The sequence below is a fragment of the Kordiimonas laminariae genome (assembly GCF_023008165.1).
Taxonomy (GTDB): Bacteria; Pseudomonadota; Alphaproteobacteria; order Sphingomonadales; family Kordiimonadaceae; genus Kordiimonas; species Kordiimonas laminariae.
Map to the genome: position 1 here is coordinate 222,544 of NZ_JAKQZA010000002.1, position 14,022 is coordinate 236,565.

The 14,022-nt window shown below is 46.2% G+C and carries 15 protein-coding genes; 7 read left to right on the forward strand and 8 right to left on the reverse strand.

From position 1 onward, the window contains the following. The first annotated feature begins 74 nt into the window (after window positions 1-74). From MF542_RS04445 to MF542_RS04455, 3 genes are read left to right on the forward strand one after another with little or no spacing between them, the layout of a single operon-like run. Window positions 75-1,433 (forward strand): cytochrome P450, encoded by a 1,359-nt coding sequence (locus tag MF542_RS04445; protein ID WP_247016379.1) that lies wholly within the window; start codon window positions 75-77, stop codon window positions 1,431-1,433. Window position 1,434: 1 nt separating this feature from the next. Continuing rightward, the gene (locus MF542_RS04450; protein WP_247016380.1) at window positions 1,435-3,057 is read left to right on the forward strand and encodes a GMC family oxidoreductase; all 1,623 of its coding nucleotides are present in this window, start codon (window positions 1,435-1,437) and stop codon (window positions 3,055-3,057) included. A 19-nt stretch (window positions 3,058-3,076) separates the two neighbouring features. Then, window positions 3,077-3,460 (forward strand): DUF423 domain-containing protein, encoded by a 384-nt coding sequence (locus MF542_RS04455; RefSeq protein WP_247016382.1) that lies wholly within the window; start codon window positions 3,077-3,079, stop codon window positions 3,458-3,460. On the opposite strand, the gene MF542_RS17780 is transcribed toward MF542_RS04455, so the two are convergent. The 3 genes from MF542_RS17780 to MF542_RS04470 are packed head-to-tail and all read right to left on the reverse strand — an operon-like array spanning window position 3,461 to window position 5,810. Beyond that, entirely contained in the window at window positions 3,461-4,822 is a 1,362-nt protein-coding gene (locus MF542_RS17780; protein WP_247016384.1) for an ATP-binding protein, read from the reverse strand. Then, entirely contained in the window at window positions 4,822-5,490 is a 669-nt protein-coding gene (locus MF542_RS04465; RefSeq protein ID WP_247016385.1) for a response regulator transcription factor, read from the reverse strand. Before MF542_RS04465 ends, MF542_RS17780 begins: the two co-directional genes overlap by 1 nt. 14 nt (window positions 5,491-5,504) lie before the next feature. Then, window positions 5,505-5,810: a PepSY domain-containing protein gene (locus MF542_RS04470; protein ID WP_247016387.1), complete on the reverse strand. Its 306-nt coding sequence runs from the start codon at window positions 5,808-5,810 to the stop codon at window positions 5,505-5,507. 157 nt (window positions 5,811-5,967) lie between these two features. On the opposite strand from MF542_RS04470, the gene MF542_RS04475 reads away from it, so the two are divergent. Next, window positions 5,968-6,825, forward strand: a complete 858-nt coding sequence (locus MF542_RS04475; RefSeq protein ID WP_247016389.1) for a universal stress protein — start codon at window positions 5,968-5,970, stop codon at window positions 6,823-6,825. On the opposite strand, the gene MF542_RS04480 is transcribed toward MF542_RS04475, so the two are convergent. After that, the gene (locus tag MF542_RS04480) at window positions 6,822-7,631 is read right to left on the reverse strand and encodes an amidohydrolase family protein (protein WP_343264853.1); all 810 of its coding nucleotides are present in this window, start codon (window positions 7,629-7,631) and stop codon (window positions 6,822-6,824) included. The genes MF542_RS04475 and MF542_RS04480 overlap by 4 nt on opposite strands. A gap of 148 nt (window positions 7,632-7,779) precedes the next feature. On the opposite strand from MF542_RS04480, the gene MF542_RS04485 reads away from it, so the two are divergent. Then, complete coding sequence (locus tag MF542_RS04485) at window positions 7,780-8,907, forward strand: glycosyltransferase family 4 protein (RefSeq protein ID WP_247016391.1); 1,128 nt, start codon at window positions 7,780-7,782, stop codon at window positions 8,905-8,907. Here the strand turns inward: MF542_RS04485 and MF542_RS04490 are convergent. From MF542_RS04490 to MF542_RS04505, 4 genes are all read right to left on the reverse strand, one after another. Then, a complete protein-coding gene (locus MF542_RS04490) occupies window positions 8,876-9,904 on the reverse strand; it encodes an aminoglycoside phosphotransferase family protein (RefSeq protein WP_247016392.1) in 1,029 nt (342 codons plus the stop codon). The two genes, MF542_RS04485 and MF542_RS04490, sit on opposite strands and share 32 nt — an antisense overlap. A 68-nt stretch (window positions 9,905-9,972) precedes the next feature. Beyond that, window positions 9,973-10,743, reverse strand: a complete 771-nt coding sequence (locus MF542_RS04495) for an enoyl-CoA hydratase (RefSeq protein WP_247016393.1) — start codon at window positions 10,741-10,743, stop codon at window positions 9,973-9,975. Further along, entirely contained in the window at window positions 10,740-11,183 is a 444-nt protein-coding gene (locus MF542_RS04500; protein ID WP_247016394.1) for a MarR family winged helix-turn-helix transcriptional regulator, read from the reverse strand. The genes MF542_RS04495 and MF542_RS04500 overlap by 4 nt, the downstream gene beginning before the upstream one ends. A gap of 78 nt (window positions 11,184-11,261) precedes the next feature. Continuing rightward, on the reverse strand, window positions 11,262-11,882 hold the full coding sequence (locus MF542_RS04505; protein WP_247016396.1) for a TetR/AcrR family transcriptional regulator: 621 nt from the start codon (window positions 11,880-11,882) through the stop codon (window positions 11,262-11,264). Between the two features lie 220 nt (window positions 11,883-12,102). On the opposite strand from MF542_RS04505, the gene MF542_RS17590 reads away from it, so the two are divergent. Both MF542_RS17590 and MF542_RS04515 read left to right on the forward strand, forming a co-directional pair. After that, entirely contained in the window at window positions 12,103-12,759 is a 657-nt protein-coding gene (locus tag MF542_RS17590) for a CatB-related O-acetyltransferase (protein ID WP_343264854.1), read from the forward strand. Between the two features lie 271 nt (window positions 12,760-13,030). After that, window positions 13,031-14,014 carry a patatin-like phospholipase family protein gene (locus tag MF542_RS04515; RefSeq protein WP_247016398.1) on the forward strand — a complete coding sequence of 328 codons (984 nt, stop codon included), beginning with the start codon at window positions 13,031-13,033 and terminating at the stop codon, window positions 14,012-14,014. Window positions 14,015-14,022: the final 8 nt, after the last annotated feature.

The following is a 14,022-nucleotide window of genomic DNA, read 5'->3' on the forward strand; positions in this document are numbered from 1 at the left end:
TAAGATTGACTCACCCAATTTGCAGCGATACTCTTTTCACTTGGAAGGGTAAAATTTCTGTTCTGGGGGAGCCTATGTCACAGACAGCTCATATAGACGACACCACAAAAACTGCACGCCTTGAAGATATTCCAGGCGATGAGGGTATGCCATTTTTCGGCCACACCTTCTGGCTTCTCAGGGACCCTGAAGGTTTCGGGAACACCATGCGCGAAAGATTCGGCGATACATACCGCACCAATACATTCTTCAAACGTTCAGTAAATTTCTTTGGCGCAGACGCGAACCAGTTTGTTTTGATGGATAAAGGGCAAAACTTTTCCAGTGAAAAAGGATGGGGGCGCTTTCTGGAAAGGCTGTTTCCACGCGGTTTGATGCTGCTGGATTTTGATGAACACAAAGCCCACAGGCACATTATGGCAGCGGCTTTTAAAACCGGCCCTATGAAAGGGTATCTGGAACGCCTAAACGCAGATATGCCCGCGCGCATCGCCAAATGGGGAAAGAAAGAAAGCTTCCATTTCTACCCTGCCATCAAACAGCTTTCCCTTGATATGGCGACCACTGTTTTCTTTGGGTTGGAACCTGGCAAGCAAACAGGAAAAGTCAATAAAGCACTTACCGATATGGTTTCCGCCTCAATAGGATTGGTCCGTGTACCTATCCCAGGCACAGCTATGTGGGCAGGCGTTCAAGGGCGGAAATATATGATCCAATTCCTGAAGGATCTTATTCCCTCTCGTAGAAACTCTGACGCGTCGGACCTGTTTACACAGCTCTGTAAAGCCGAAGACGAAAACGGGAATACCTTCACTGATCAGGAAATCATCGATCATATGATTTTTTTATGGATGGCCGCACACGATACCATCACAAGCAGCGTCACCACCATGGTCTATCAGTTGGGTAAAAACCCGGACTGGCAAGAGAAATTGAGAAACGAGATTTCTGAGCTAGGCATCAATGACGGTACTTTGCCTTATGCACTTATGAACAAGCTTGTTCTGAATGAATATGCCTTCAAGGAAGCATTACGGATGAATCCTCCTGTACCAGGAATACCCAGAGAAACTGTTCGAGAAGTTGAATGGCAAGGTCATAAAATCCCAGCCGGCACACCAATTGGCATAAGCCCGACAGCCACCCATAGAGACCCTGCGATATGGCCTGAACCTAACAAGTTTGACCCAATGCGCTTTTCACCAGAAGGTGGTGTAAAAGAACGGCACAAATTCGCCTGGGTACCATTTGGCGGCGGTGCTCATATGTGCGTTGGACTCCATTTTGCCTACATGCAGGCCAAAGTGATTATGACCCATCTGTTGCCAAACTATGAAATCGTATTAGCTGATGATTATACAACTGAGTTCCAAGTAATGCCGCTTATGAAACCAGTAGACGGCCTGCCAGTAAAATTAAAAGCGATTAAATAATATGAGTGAAAAGACATTTGATTATATCGTCATCGGTGCAGGTTCTGCGGGATGCGCGATGGCCTCACGCCTTACTGAAAACCCGAATATCAGTGTATTACTGCTTGAAGCAGGCGAGCGTGATAACACGATGAAAATCGATATGCCTGCCATGATCATCGATGTAGTGCCACCTAATAAATATAACTGGTCTTATTTCACCGAGCCCCAGCCCAAATTGAATAACCGAGAAATGTACTGGCCGCGCGGTAAAGTCCTGGGCGGATCATCAGCGATTAATGGGCTTCTTTATGTGCGAGGCCATGCTCGTGATTATGATGAATGGGCCCAACTTGGCTGTACTGGCTGGTCTTTTGATGACGTCCTACCCTACTTTAAAAAATCTGAAGGTAGCGACCGGGCTGATGATGATTTACACAGCAGTTCAGGCCCTCTTCTCACGTCTCAACATACCTCCACTAATCCGTTGAATCTTGCTTTCCTGAAGGCAGCAGAGGAAATGGGGCTGCCCTATACGGATGATTTTAACGGCCCTCAGCAAGAAGGCGTGGGATGGTATGACCAAACTATCAGAGATGGCCGCAGACAATCAGCAGCACGTGCTTACATCCACCAAGCTCTTAACCGCCCTAACCTCACAGTTCTTACTGGCACACAAGCGCGTAAAATTATTCTGGAAGAAAAAAAAGCCGTTGGTGTTGAGGTAAGCCGTAAAGGTAAGATCGAAAGCTGGAAGGCAGGCAGAGAGGTAATCTGCTCAGGTGGTGCCATCAACAGCCCTCAACTCTTACAACTTTCAGGTATCGGTGATCCTGCCGATATTCAAGACGTTGGCTTACCGGTACATCATGAACTCAAGGGCGTTGGTAAAAACATGCAGGATCATCTTGATCTGACTGTATATGCCAAAATCAATGAACCGATTTCCGCCATCAAATACAAAGCGCCTCATCGCGCTATTTTCGAGATGGCAAAATGGTTTATGAAAAAACCAGGTGTGCTTTCTGATTGCGTAACACCTGTTGGCGCATTCCTGAAAACCGATAAAGCACTCGAACGCCCAGACATCCAATTCCACATCATGCTGGCCATGGCTTCAAAACCGCACGGGTTTGAACAGCCAACCGAACACGGTATGGGCATTCATGTTTGCCAGCTTCGTCCACACAGCCGTGGCACTATCAGCCTTAAATCTGATGATCCGCTCGCTCCAGCGAAGATAGACCCCAATTATCTGGAGGCAGAAGAAGATTTACGCGTCATGAGAGAAGGCGTGAAAACTGTTCGCCGCTTTATGCGCCAACCTGCACTCGCACATTATATCACTGAAGAGCAAGCGCCCTGGAACGGCGTAGAGGTTGATGATGACGAAGGCACAGATACTGTTGTTCGTGAAAAGGCAGAGACCATTTACCACCCGGTTGGCACATGCGCCATGGGCCCAACGGATAATGTAAACAGCGTTGTTGACCCTAAAACCTTGAAGGTAATCGGTATGGAAGGCTTGCGTGTGGTTGATGCGTCAATTATGCCCAGATTAATTGGTGGCAATACCAACGCACCTACCATTATGATCGCTGAGAAATGTGCAGATATGATTAAGGCAGAGTTTATCCCTGCCTAACAGGCGGGGAGTTAGCCCTTTGAAAACCAAATATATATTAGCTTTAGCGGGCTTAAACGGAATAACCGCAACAGCGCTTGCTGCTATTGGCTCCCATGCAATCAAGTTTGAGGGTAAAGGGCAATCACTCTTTGATCAGGCAACCAATTTCCACTTTTGGCATGCGCTCGCAATGATCGGTGCAATATTACTAAGCCAATGGGAACAAAAGAAAACCGCTTCTGCAGCTACTATCTGTTTCATGCTCGGTATTCTATTCTTTTCCGGCAGCCTATATTGGCGCGCGGTAATGGGCCCTGGCAGCTTGGGTAGTTTTCACTGGATTACACCAATTGGTGGCTTAAGCTTTATGGCCGGATGGTTGCTACTGATCATCGGCGCCCTCAAAGCAAAAACTGAATAGTTATTTACAAGGTAGTTTTAATGTTGCCTGCAAGCCGCCCATCTCTGAGTGGGCGAGCCGTGCCTGTCCGCCATAAAGTTCCGCAATATCCCGCACGATTGCGAGCCCTAAGCCAGTTCCTGGCACATGCTCATCAAGCCTCCTGCCTCGCTCAAATAGCGTATCAATCTGTTCATCAGGCACGCCAGGACCATCATCTTCAACATGGATTTCCATAAACGGCCTTCGAGGGCTGTCCGCTAAACGTTCAACTGAAACCATCACTCGGCCAGTTGCCCATTTACCTGCATTATCAATGAGGTTACCGATAATCTCATCAAAATCTTCTTTTTCACCATCAAAACGCAGCTCGTCTGGGCAATCCAGATCGTAAAGAACACCTTTTTCCCGTGTCATAACACTTACGGCATTAATCAACTTTTCAAGGCGTTCTTTGATGGGAAGGCCTGCCCCCGATCCGCCACCAGCGATACGTGCACGTTTTAGGTGATGATCGATATGCTCACGCATCAACTGTACTTGCTTAGCGATACGCTGCGATACTTCATCGCCTTTGCCTTCCACATCATTTTTAACGACAGAAAGTGGTGTTTTTAATGCATGGGCTAAATTCCCAACGTGGGTTCTGGCGCGGTCAACCAGCTGTTCGTTCTGGTCAAGAAGGGCGTTTGTTTCCTGCGCTACTGGCTGCAAATCAGGAGGCCAACTTCCTTCGATGCGGGTTTCTTTACCCGCCCGAATTTCCGAAATGTTTTTACCAAGCTGCCGAAGTGGTCGCAGCCCATAACGTACCTGAAGAACAAGCGCCATGGACACTGTGAACATAATGATCGAAAGCGCAATAAACAGCAGATAATTAAACTGGTTAATTGCAGCTGTAATTTCGGCCGTATCTGTTGCTACCTGATAATGGAAAATCCGGTCAGCTTCAGGCAAAATAATATCTTTTTCAGCAACCCTGAGCGCTTGACCATCCGGGCCGACCACCTCAGTAAACTTGAGGGAAAAACTGTTATGCTCGAAATTCGTGGGTAGTTCAAAGTCCCACAGCGAACGCGCCCGGAATGGCTCCTGCCCTTGTTCAGAAATCTGCCAATACTGCCCAGAATAAGGGGTGGTAAAACGCTGGTCAAACAGTGGCCGATTAAACCTTAAAACTCCTTCAGGTGAAATTTCACTAATTCCCACCATCGTATCAATCAGCGACTCAAGCTTTCTATCTACGTCATTCAGTACATACGTACGAAAAACAAAAGACAGCGCAAAACCACCCACTGTAAGCGCCGCTATCGACCATATCACCGCCGACAGGAACAATCGTCCCGGGATCGTAACTAGAAAGAGCTTTAAGCGTGATAACACTAAGCAGCCTCATCCCATTCAAGACGGTAACCAAGACCACGTACTGTATGAATAATACTGGTATCCAGTTTCTTCCTGATACGGTTTACGAACACCTCAATAGTGTTGCTGTCTCTATCAAAGTCCTGATCATAAATATGCTCGGTAAGCTCCGTACGGGAAATCACCTTACCTTCATGATGCATAAGATATGAAAGGAGTTTAAATTCCTGTGCTGTTAGCTTGATCGGGCGACCATCAACCGTTACTCGACCATTTCGTGTATCAAGAAGTACAGGGCCGCATTCTAACTGTGGATTAGTTTGTCCTGCTGAACGACGAATAAGGGCCCGCAAGCGTGCAAGAAGTTCTTCAACAATAAACGGCTTCGTCAAATAATCATCGGCACCCGCGTCAAGACCTTCGACCTTATCAGTCCAACCATCACGGGCTGTCAGCACAAGAACAGGCATTTTCTTATCTTCAGCGCGCCAACGTTTCAGAACGCTCTTACCATCAAGAATTGGCAAGCCCAGATCAAGGATAACGGCATCATAAGGTTCGGTATCTCCGAGGAAATGCCCCTCTTCTCCATCATGGGCCATATCAACTGCATAACCTGCATCAAGCAGGCACTGCTGGATCTGCCCAGCCAAACTAAGATCATCTTCAACAACTAGTATACGCATAACAGCCTCCCAGGTTATCTGGTGCTAAGAATTTTTCCATTGCGAGCATCAACAACAGCAGCAACAACCCTGCCATTATTTTTACTTACCCGCATAAAATATTGCCATCCACGGTTTGTGCGGCGTAGCTGAATATTCACTACGCGACCTTTAAGTTTGGATTGCACAATTTTTCTGATTTGCGAGTAGGACATAATGTCCCCACGCTTAATGGCTTTTAGGGCTTCATCATGCTCATCTGCAGCAACAGCTGTATTCACGAGTTGTGGCAGTGCTGAAACAACAGCTGTAGCTCCCAAAAACAGGACACTCAGTAACATCAATTTTCGCAAAACATACATCATGGGTTATACTCTGCTATGATAACGCTGAACCGCTGATGAATTCCGTACATCTATTTGGGTTCATCATACAGTATTTCTGCCAGTTATAAGAGAGAATGACACAAATAACCAAGAAGAAATAAGGAGATATCACATGAAATCCGTCCTATTGCCGCTTACAACCCATGTAGACTTGGCTCCTATTTCTGAATTCACTGCACGCTTTAGCAAAAAACACAGCGCAACCATAACCGCACTTTACGTGGAACCAGACCCCCGCACAGCTATCCCCTTTGTAGGAGAAGGCCTTTCCGCCGATATCATTCAAAGCGTTCAGGAAGCCGCCGAGCAGGAAAACGATGAGCACGAAAAATTCTGTAAAGAGCAATTTGCGGAAATCATGAAAAGCCACTCAATCGCAAAAAAGAACGGCGATGATATTTTGCCAAACTCACATTACCGTTGGAAAACACTGATTGGCGAAATCTCGGATCATATTGGGAGAAAAGCTCGCACAGCTGATGTATCTATCTGCATGCAACCTTCTGATAAACATGAATGCTACAAGCATCTTTTTAATGATCTGATTTACCGTTCTGGCAGGCCGGTATTGATGATACCGACAGAAGGTAACTTTGAAGTTGGCACAAACATCCTGATCGCCTGGAATGGCAGGGCAGAAGTTGCCCGTTCTATCGCCAATGCTCTTCCTATTCTCCGGACGGCCGGGAAGGTATCTATCGTTCAGGTAGGTGAAATAGATGAAGACAGGCCGTCGCTCTATGAAGCAGCCGAATATCTGGAAGACCACGGATTAACCGTATCCATCATTGAACAGCCACAATCAAACGCGGGCATCTCAGATACCATCCTGGCAACAGCACAAGATATTCAGGCGGACCTAATTGTCATTGGTGCTTACTCCCATGCCCGGTGGCATGAAATAATACTGGGCAGCATCACTACCCAGATTGTTGCAAATACAAAGCTTCCGGTTTTCATGAGCCATTAAAGGCCAAATACCCTCTGCGCGTTTCCGCTAAGGAAAAGTTCTTTTACCTCGTCATCAAGGCCTAAGCTATCCAACGCTTCCAGGGCTTTCCCCGGCGTTATCATCGGGTAATTAGTGCCAAACAACACTTTCCTGCGCCCATGCCTGCGCATAAATTCCACAAGCTGTGCCGGATAACGAGCAGCTGTATACGCTGATGTATCAATGAATACATTTTCATGTTTGGTAGCAACCGCTATGGCTTCATCTGTCCAAGGATACCCAATATGACCACCAACAATTTTAAGCTCTGGGAAATCAAGCGCTACTTGATCAATATAAATTGGGCGGCCCACCTCAGATGGCATTAACGGGCCTGTATGTCCGATCTGTGTACAAAAAGGCACGCCAAGTTCACAACAAGCGGTGTAAACGGGATAAAAACGTCGGTCTGTCGGCGGCACTTCCCAAAGCCACGGAAGAACCCGTATAGCTTTGAAACCTAGTTCATTTACACAGCGACGGATTTCCCGCACCGCTTCCATTGGTTTTGAAATATCAACAGACCCAACCCCGACAAACCTGTCTGGATATTTACTGACAAACGCCGCGACTTCATCATTGGAAATCATAATATTTCTAGGTGCATACCAGGCTGAAATCAAACTCATGGAGACACCAACTGCATCCATGGCACCAACGGTAATTGCCAGCGGTAGTTCTTCTGTTGGTGTTTCTGTTTTATTCCACCGCCGGAGCGATTCAAAAACCGGGTCCTGACTATGCCGTAAAGTGGGGTGCTGTGCCCAGGCATCAATGATCATTATTTTTATTCCTTATACCAATCGCTTCTTTATTAGTATCACCTATAACGATTAACTCGTTGTTCAAGAAAATAAGGCAATTTTCAGCTAAGGCTTGATTCCAATAGGATTTTCAGCCCTAATGTCAGCGAATGAAAGATGGAGTAGCCCAGTGTCCGCAAACAAACGTGTTCTACATGTTTTTTCCTCGTTTGAGGTTGGAGGGTCACAGCGACGTTTTGCTACTTATATCTCTCATACAAACACCGATTGTGAGCATATGGTGTACGCCATGGATGGCTGTTATGATGCCGCCAAGTTGGTCCAAAATTCTAAATTATCAATTGCTAACAATATCAACATCACTAAGGGCAATACCCGTCAAGCTATCAAACAAATCAAACAGTATTTGAAAACAGAAACTCCTGACCTTTTGGTAACCTATAATTGGGGCGCTACTGAATGGGTCATGGCGAATGCCTTTTCAAAGATATGCCCTGTTATCCATATTCAGGACGGTTTTGGCGAAGATGAGCAAAATACCGAGAAGCTTACCCGCAGATTGATGCGAATGTTTGCTTACCGCCAATGTAATACTGTCGTTGTGCCTTCAAAAACATTGGAACGTATCGCGCGCCGCAACTGGTTTTTACCCGAGGGCAAAGTGCGTTATATTCCAAACGGTATTGATATAGATCGTTTTATATGCCCTGAAGATATCGGTTTTGCCCGGTCAATTGGGATTGATCCTGATAAACCCGTGATAGGCATTGTTGCGGCCCTCAGGCCTGAGAAAAACGTTGGCCGTTTGATTGAAGCTTTTAGTAAGGTAGAAGATGAGATAGATGGCGCTCAGCTAGTTATTGTGGGAAGTGGTATTGGTACTTCAGCCATGAAAATGCTAGCTGAACGGGTGTGTAAACCGGGCCGCGTTATCTTTGCTGGCAATATGGCAAATCCCGAAAAGCTGCTGCCTTCCTTTGACGTATTCGCCCTCTCGTCTGATACAGAACAGATGCCTCTTTCAGTTATCGAAGCCATGGCCTGCGCCCTTCCAATAGTCAGCACTGATGTGGGAGATATTTCCCACATGGTTTCAGGGCAGAACGCTCCTTATATTAGCGGAAATAACGCTGAATCGCTTGCCGATAACCTTATCCAAATGCTCGGCAGCCATGAAGTATCAATTCGAATTGGTGCTGCTAACCAAGCCAAGGCAAAAGAACAATTCTCACTTAAAACAATGATTGATACCTACGACGACCTGTTCACTCATCATGGAAAGCTGGCACAAGACTAGTTTGCGGTTCAGGGAATTCCCTTTCCAAAAAGCCTGGCACCATCTTATGCACCAAATCACGTATTTCGCCCAGATGTGGCTGACTTAAACTACGGTCCAGCAACCTAAGAACATGAGGGATATGTTTCAAATACACATGTTTATCGTCTCGCTCTGAAAGGCGAATAAAGATACCAGAAACTTTTGCATGGCGCTGTGCACCAAGCGTTGCGATATCATTGAGGAATTGAATTCGGTCCAGTTCAGGGAAAGCTGCGAAATATTTCGCAAGTACAGCACGACGTGTTTCAGCAGATACCTCTCTACGCGCATCTTCAATCAATGAAACCAAATCATAAACGGGGCTACCTAAAAGCGCATCCTGAAAATCAAGGAGGCCGCAAGCAGTAACCCCCTCGCCTTCAAGTCGCATCGCGTTATCCACATGGAAGTCTCGGTACACAAATACCGCCTGATCTCTAGCAATATTTGCCAATGCCTTTTGCCATACTGAATTCCAGACATCCCGCTCTGCTTCAGTGATACTTTCACCGCGCACATGAGGTACAAACCACTCAGTGAACAGGTTAACCTCACGCATCAATGCCGCCATATCATATGGTTGAAGCTGGATACCTTCCGGCTTTCCTTGCTGTTTAGTATGGATAAGAACATCCGTGGCCAGATCATAAAGCTCAGCCTCAGGCAAACCATCAGCCAACAATTTAGTAAAAGTATCGGCCCCAAAATCTTCAATAAGCGCCATGCCAAGCTCAAGATCTTCCGCGTAAATTTCAGGTACGCGCAAACCGACTGAAGCCAGATAACGGTTTGTATCCAGATAAGCTTTTAAGTTTTCAGTTTCCGGAGGTGCGTCCATTAGCAGACATTTACGGGAACCATCGATCAGACGTGTATAGGTGCGGTTTGAAGCATCTGCTTTTAATGGGAACAGGTCTGCCTCTTCCCATCCATTCTTTTTCACAAATGCTTCTTGTTGCTCTAACCGAGTATCCACAGCCCATATACCTCCAAACTTGTTTATCTTTGGGTGGCACAGGATTGTGGTAATAGCAATATGATTATTTAGCCAAAATTAGGCGCACGCTTTTGCATAAACGCCATGATGGCCTCCATTACCTCAGGTGATTTAAGCTGCTGGCCAAAATAGATATTCTCTTCCTGCATCTTCGCACCGAGCACTTCTTTATCACCCCTCATTAAACGCTTGGTCATGCGGATTGCCTGTGGCGCTTTTGAAGCCAGGGCAGCGGCGGCTTTTTCAGCTGTTGGCAACAAGTCTTCTTGAGAACATTTACCATTAGCCAAACCGATAGACACCGCTTCGTCTGCACCAACCTTTTTACCAAGCATGAAAATTTCTGCCGCTTTTACGTGACCTGCAAGGCGTGGTAACAGCATGGAAGACGCCGCTTCGGGCACTAATGCAAGGTCAACAAACGGCGCTTGAATAGTGGCTTCGTCAGCAACATAAACAATATCACAATGAAGAAGCATCGTAAGGCCGATACCAACGGCAACACCATTCACAGCAGCTACATACGGCTTTTCAGCATTTACAAACGCACGCAACACTCGCGCTACTGGAAGCTCTGAAACCTCTGAGCCATCATGAGAACCTGCTTGCTGGAAATCAACGAGATCATTCCCTGCCGTAAAAGCTTCAGCGCTGGATTTAAAGAGCACAGCGCGAACGTCATCATTTGTTTCAGCATCTTCAAGCGCATCTGCAATTTTCGCATACATCGCATGCGTCAGTGCATTCTTTTTGTCTGGTCGGTTGAAGGTAATAGTTAGAATACGGTCTTTAATTTCCGTTAGCACATGATCAGTCATGCGGTTTTCCCCTTTGCATGTAGGTATGCGTTGTTCGCTCGTTCAATTGTTGTTTCAAGAAATTTAGAGATCAACGCCTGCTCTTCTTCACTATAGCCATCAAGGAGTTGACGATTGGCTTCGGCAATCATGCTTTTGCTTTCTTGCACGATAGATTTGCCTGCCGCTTTCAAGCAAACAATGAAAGAACGTCTGTCCCCATCTGCTCGTTTTCGTTCAAGAAGATCTTTCTGTTCCATGCGGTCGACCAGACCTGACGTAGCAGCTGCCTTAAGGCCGATCACCGTTGCAAGCTCACCAATAGGTAAACCATCCCGTTCATCAAGCGCTAACAGCACAACATGCTGCGTTGAAGAAATACCATATTTTTCTTCAAGCATCTTATCGGCCAGCCTGAAAATCGCCCGGTGGCTTTTATGCAGTAAATGGAACAGTCTCATATGAACAAGTCACGATCTCAAATTAATACTTCGCATACGAAGTAATTCGAAAAAGCGATTGGTCAACTAATTAATTTTTCAGCGACCGAAGATACGGTGCAAATGCTGCTCTAATGAGGTTTGGAAATCTACACGGAACACGGCCATATCATCTCTGGCAAGTACATCTGCCATGGTTCCTCGCGGGTGCGCCATTAACCACGCACCAATCACAGCCTGCTGCGCATGAATAAGCATGGGATAAAGAACTTCTGGATCAGTTTCTTCAAACCAGACCGAGAAAACCTCTAAGAAATCCGCAGCGATATCCTTCATCTTCAGTTTAAATTCAAGTGCTTCATCATATGTAAGGTCACGTTCAAGTACTGAATGCAGAATAGCTGACAAGCGACAAAACAGTGGACGTTCTGCATACACCTCAGCCATGGCCCTGCTAAGTTCTTCAGGTTTTGCTCTATTCCTGAAATCTTCAATAATCCGAGCTATTTCCTGTTCATAAAGCGCAAGAAACAACACTTCCTTACCTCGGAAGTAACGATATAGAGCTGGCTTAGTGATACCAACGTGTCTGGCAAGCACAGAGAGCTTCACATCTTCATATTGCTCACGCGCAAACATTTCCCCAGCAGCATCCAATATCTGCTGACGCCTGAGAGCTTTTTGCTCAGGGCTGATCGCACGTTTTCTAATTGAAACCATAAAGTTCTCTATTATTTATGTGAAATATCTAGCACGCGAAATTCATATTGCAAAGTTATGAAGCTTGATGAAGAATGCGTGCAGCTCAACACGATGTTTGAGCCGTTTACGCCCAACTGGTGGAAGGAACCTTGCCAATGATCAAAGCTCTGTAACCAAAACAGTACGCCCCAAAGCTGCTGTTCCTTATTCTGGTACTTTTTATAAAGCGAGCTTTGTTATGCAAGATTCTATTCAAATCCCAAATCCGGATACTGTTCACCCGCTTGAACACACAGACCGTGTTATCTTTCTCAAAAATGTTGTGCAGGGAGAAAACATCGCTGTTGGTGATTACACCTATTACGACAGCCCCAATAGTCCTGAAAACTTTCAGGAAGAGAATGTGCTCTATCATTATGATTTTGTGGGGGACAAACTTACTATTGGTAAATTCTGCGCACTGGGCACCGGCACCAAATTCATTATGAACGGCGCCAATCACCGTATGGATGGGCCTTCCACGTTTCCGTTCCCTATTTTTGGCGGCAGCTGGACAGACCATATGGATCTGCTAGGTGGCTTACCTTCAAAAGGAGATACTACAGTAGGCCATGATGTTTGGTTTGGTTACAACAGCCTGATTATGCCCGGCGTTAAAATAGGTCACGGTGCTATCATCGCATCTGGTTCAGTTGTCACGGAGGATGTGCCTGATTTTGCTATCGTCGGCGGCAATCCTGCGAAGGTCATCAAGAAACGTTTCAATGACGCAACTATTGAAAAATTACTGGATATCGCCTGGTGGGGCTGGCCAATGGAGAAAATCACCAAGAACATCAGAGCAATTATGGCAGGCGATGTCTGTGAACTTCAAAATATAGCTAACAAAATGTAAAAAACTTCGTGGGTTTGACTATCGTCAAATCCTTATCCTGCATACATGGTAATTTGATCTTGCTTCCGGCGCAGAGGCGGCAACACCTCACAGCAGCCTTTCAGATGCACTCTGCTTCCCTTGTCATCTGATTCACGGCATCGCCAAATCTTTGCCGGAGGCGCCTATCTTTGATATTTCAATCATTACAGTACCTTGGCACGCATCCTACCCGATGCGTGCTTTCTTTTACTTTTACGTGTATACTATCCTCTTTTTGGGGAGATATATTATGTTTGATACGCGTAATTCACTTGTTCTTTCTGGCGGCAATGTAAAAGGCTCTTATCAAGCGGGAGCCCTCAAAGCGCTTTTCAATCACACCTTCCCTGATGGCAGCAAATTTAAACCAGGCGCTATATACGGCGTTTCCGTTGGGGCCATGAACGGTGGTTTTATTGCTGACCGCGCTGGTCAAGCAGCCCTTAAAGGCCAGGAACCAGATTGGCCTGAAATCGGCAATGAACTTGAAGCCTTTTGGCGAAACAACATCACCAGTTTTGCCTCTATCGGCAAAAAACGCAGCGCCTTTTCTCTCGCCCTGAAAATAATTGGCGGCAAATTCAATGGCCTTACGAAAATGGATGGAGCGGCTGAACTGGCGCGTGCCAACATTCGTTATGAAAACCTGAAGGCCAGCAAAACCTATTATGCTTGCGGCGTAACCAATATGCGTACCGGTGATTATTTTGATGCTGATGTTGGCACCTTTGGGGAAGATATTCTGGATTATGTCGTAGCCTCTACCCGTGAACCCGTGAACATGCCTATCATGTGGGTAAAAGATCAGCCTCTTGTGGATGGTGGTGTCAGGAACATTGCCCCTCTTGCTCCCGCTATCAAGCGCGGTGCAGAAAAAATGGCAATCATCGCCATGAAACCTGATCATATGTCTGTAGTGGAATCTAAGAAGGAATTCGGCAATATGCTGAAGCTTCTCAAACGTACACTTGGGACTCTCACCAACGAGATTATGAATAATGATCTGGAAAAAGTGCGCGATATCAACGCAGCCTGCCAAAAGGAATTGGACGCGGGCGGGCAAGTTCATACTGCAGGGAAACGCATTATTGAATTTGTTGAGGTCCGACCACAGGAACGCCTCGCCATTGATTCAACAGATTTCACATCTGATGATATAAAGCGCCTTATCAAACAAGGTGAAGAAGAAGCAAAAGAACAACTCGCCAAGGGTTGGCTCACCGGCACCGAATAATAAGGCGT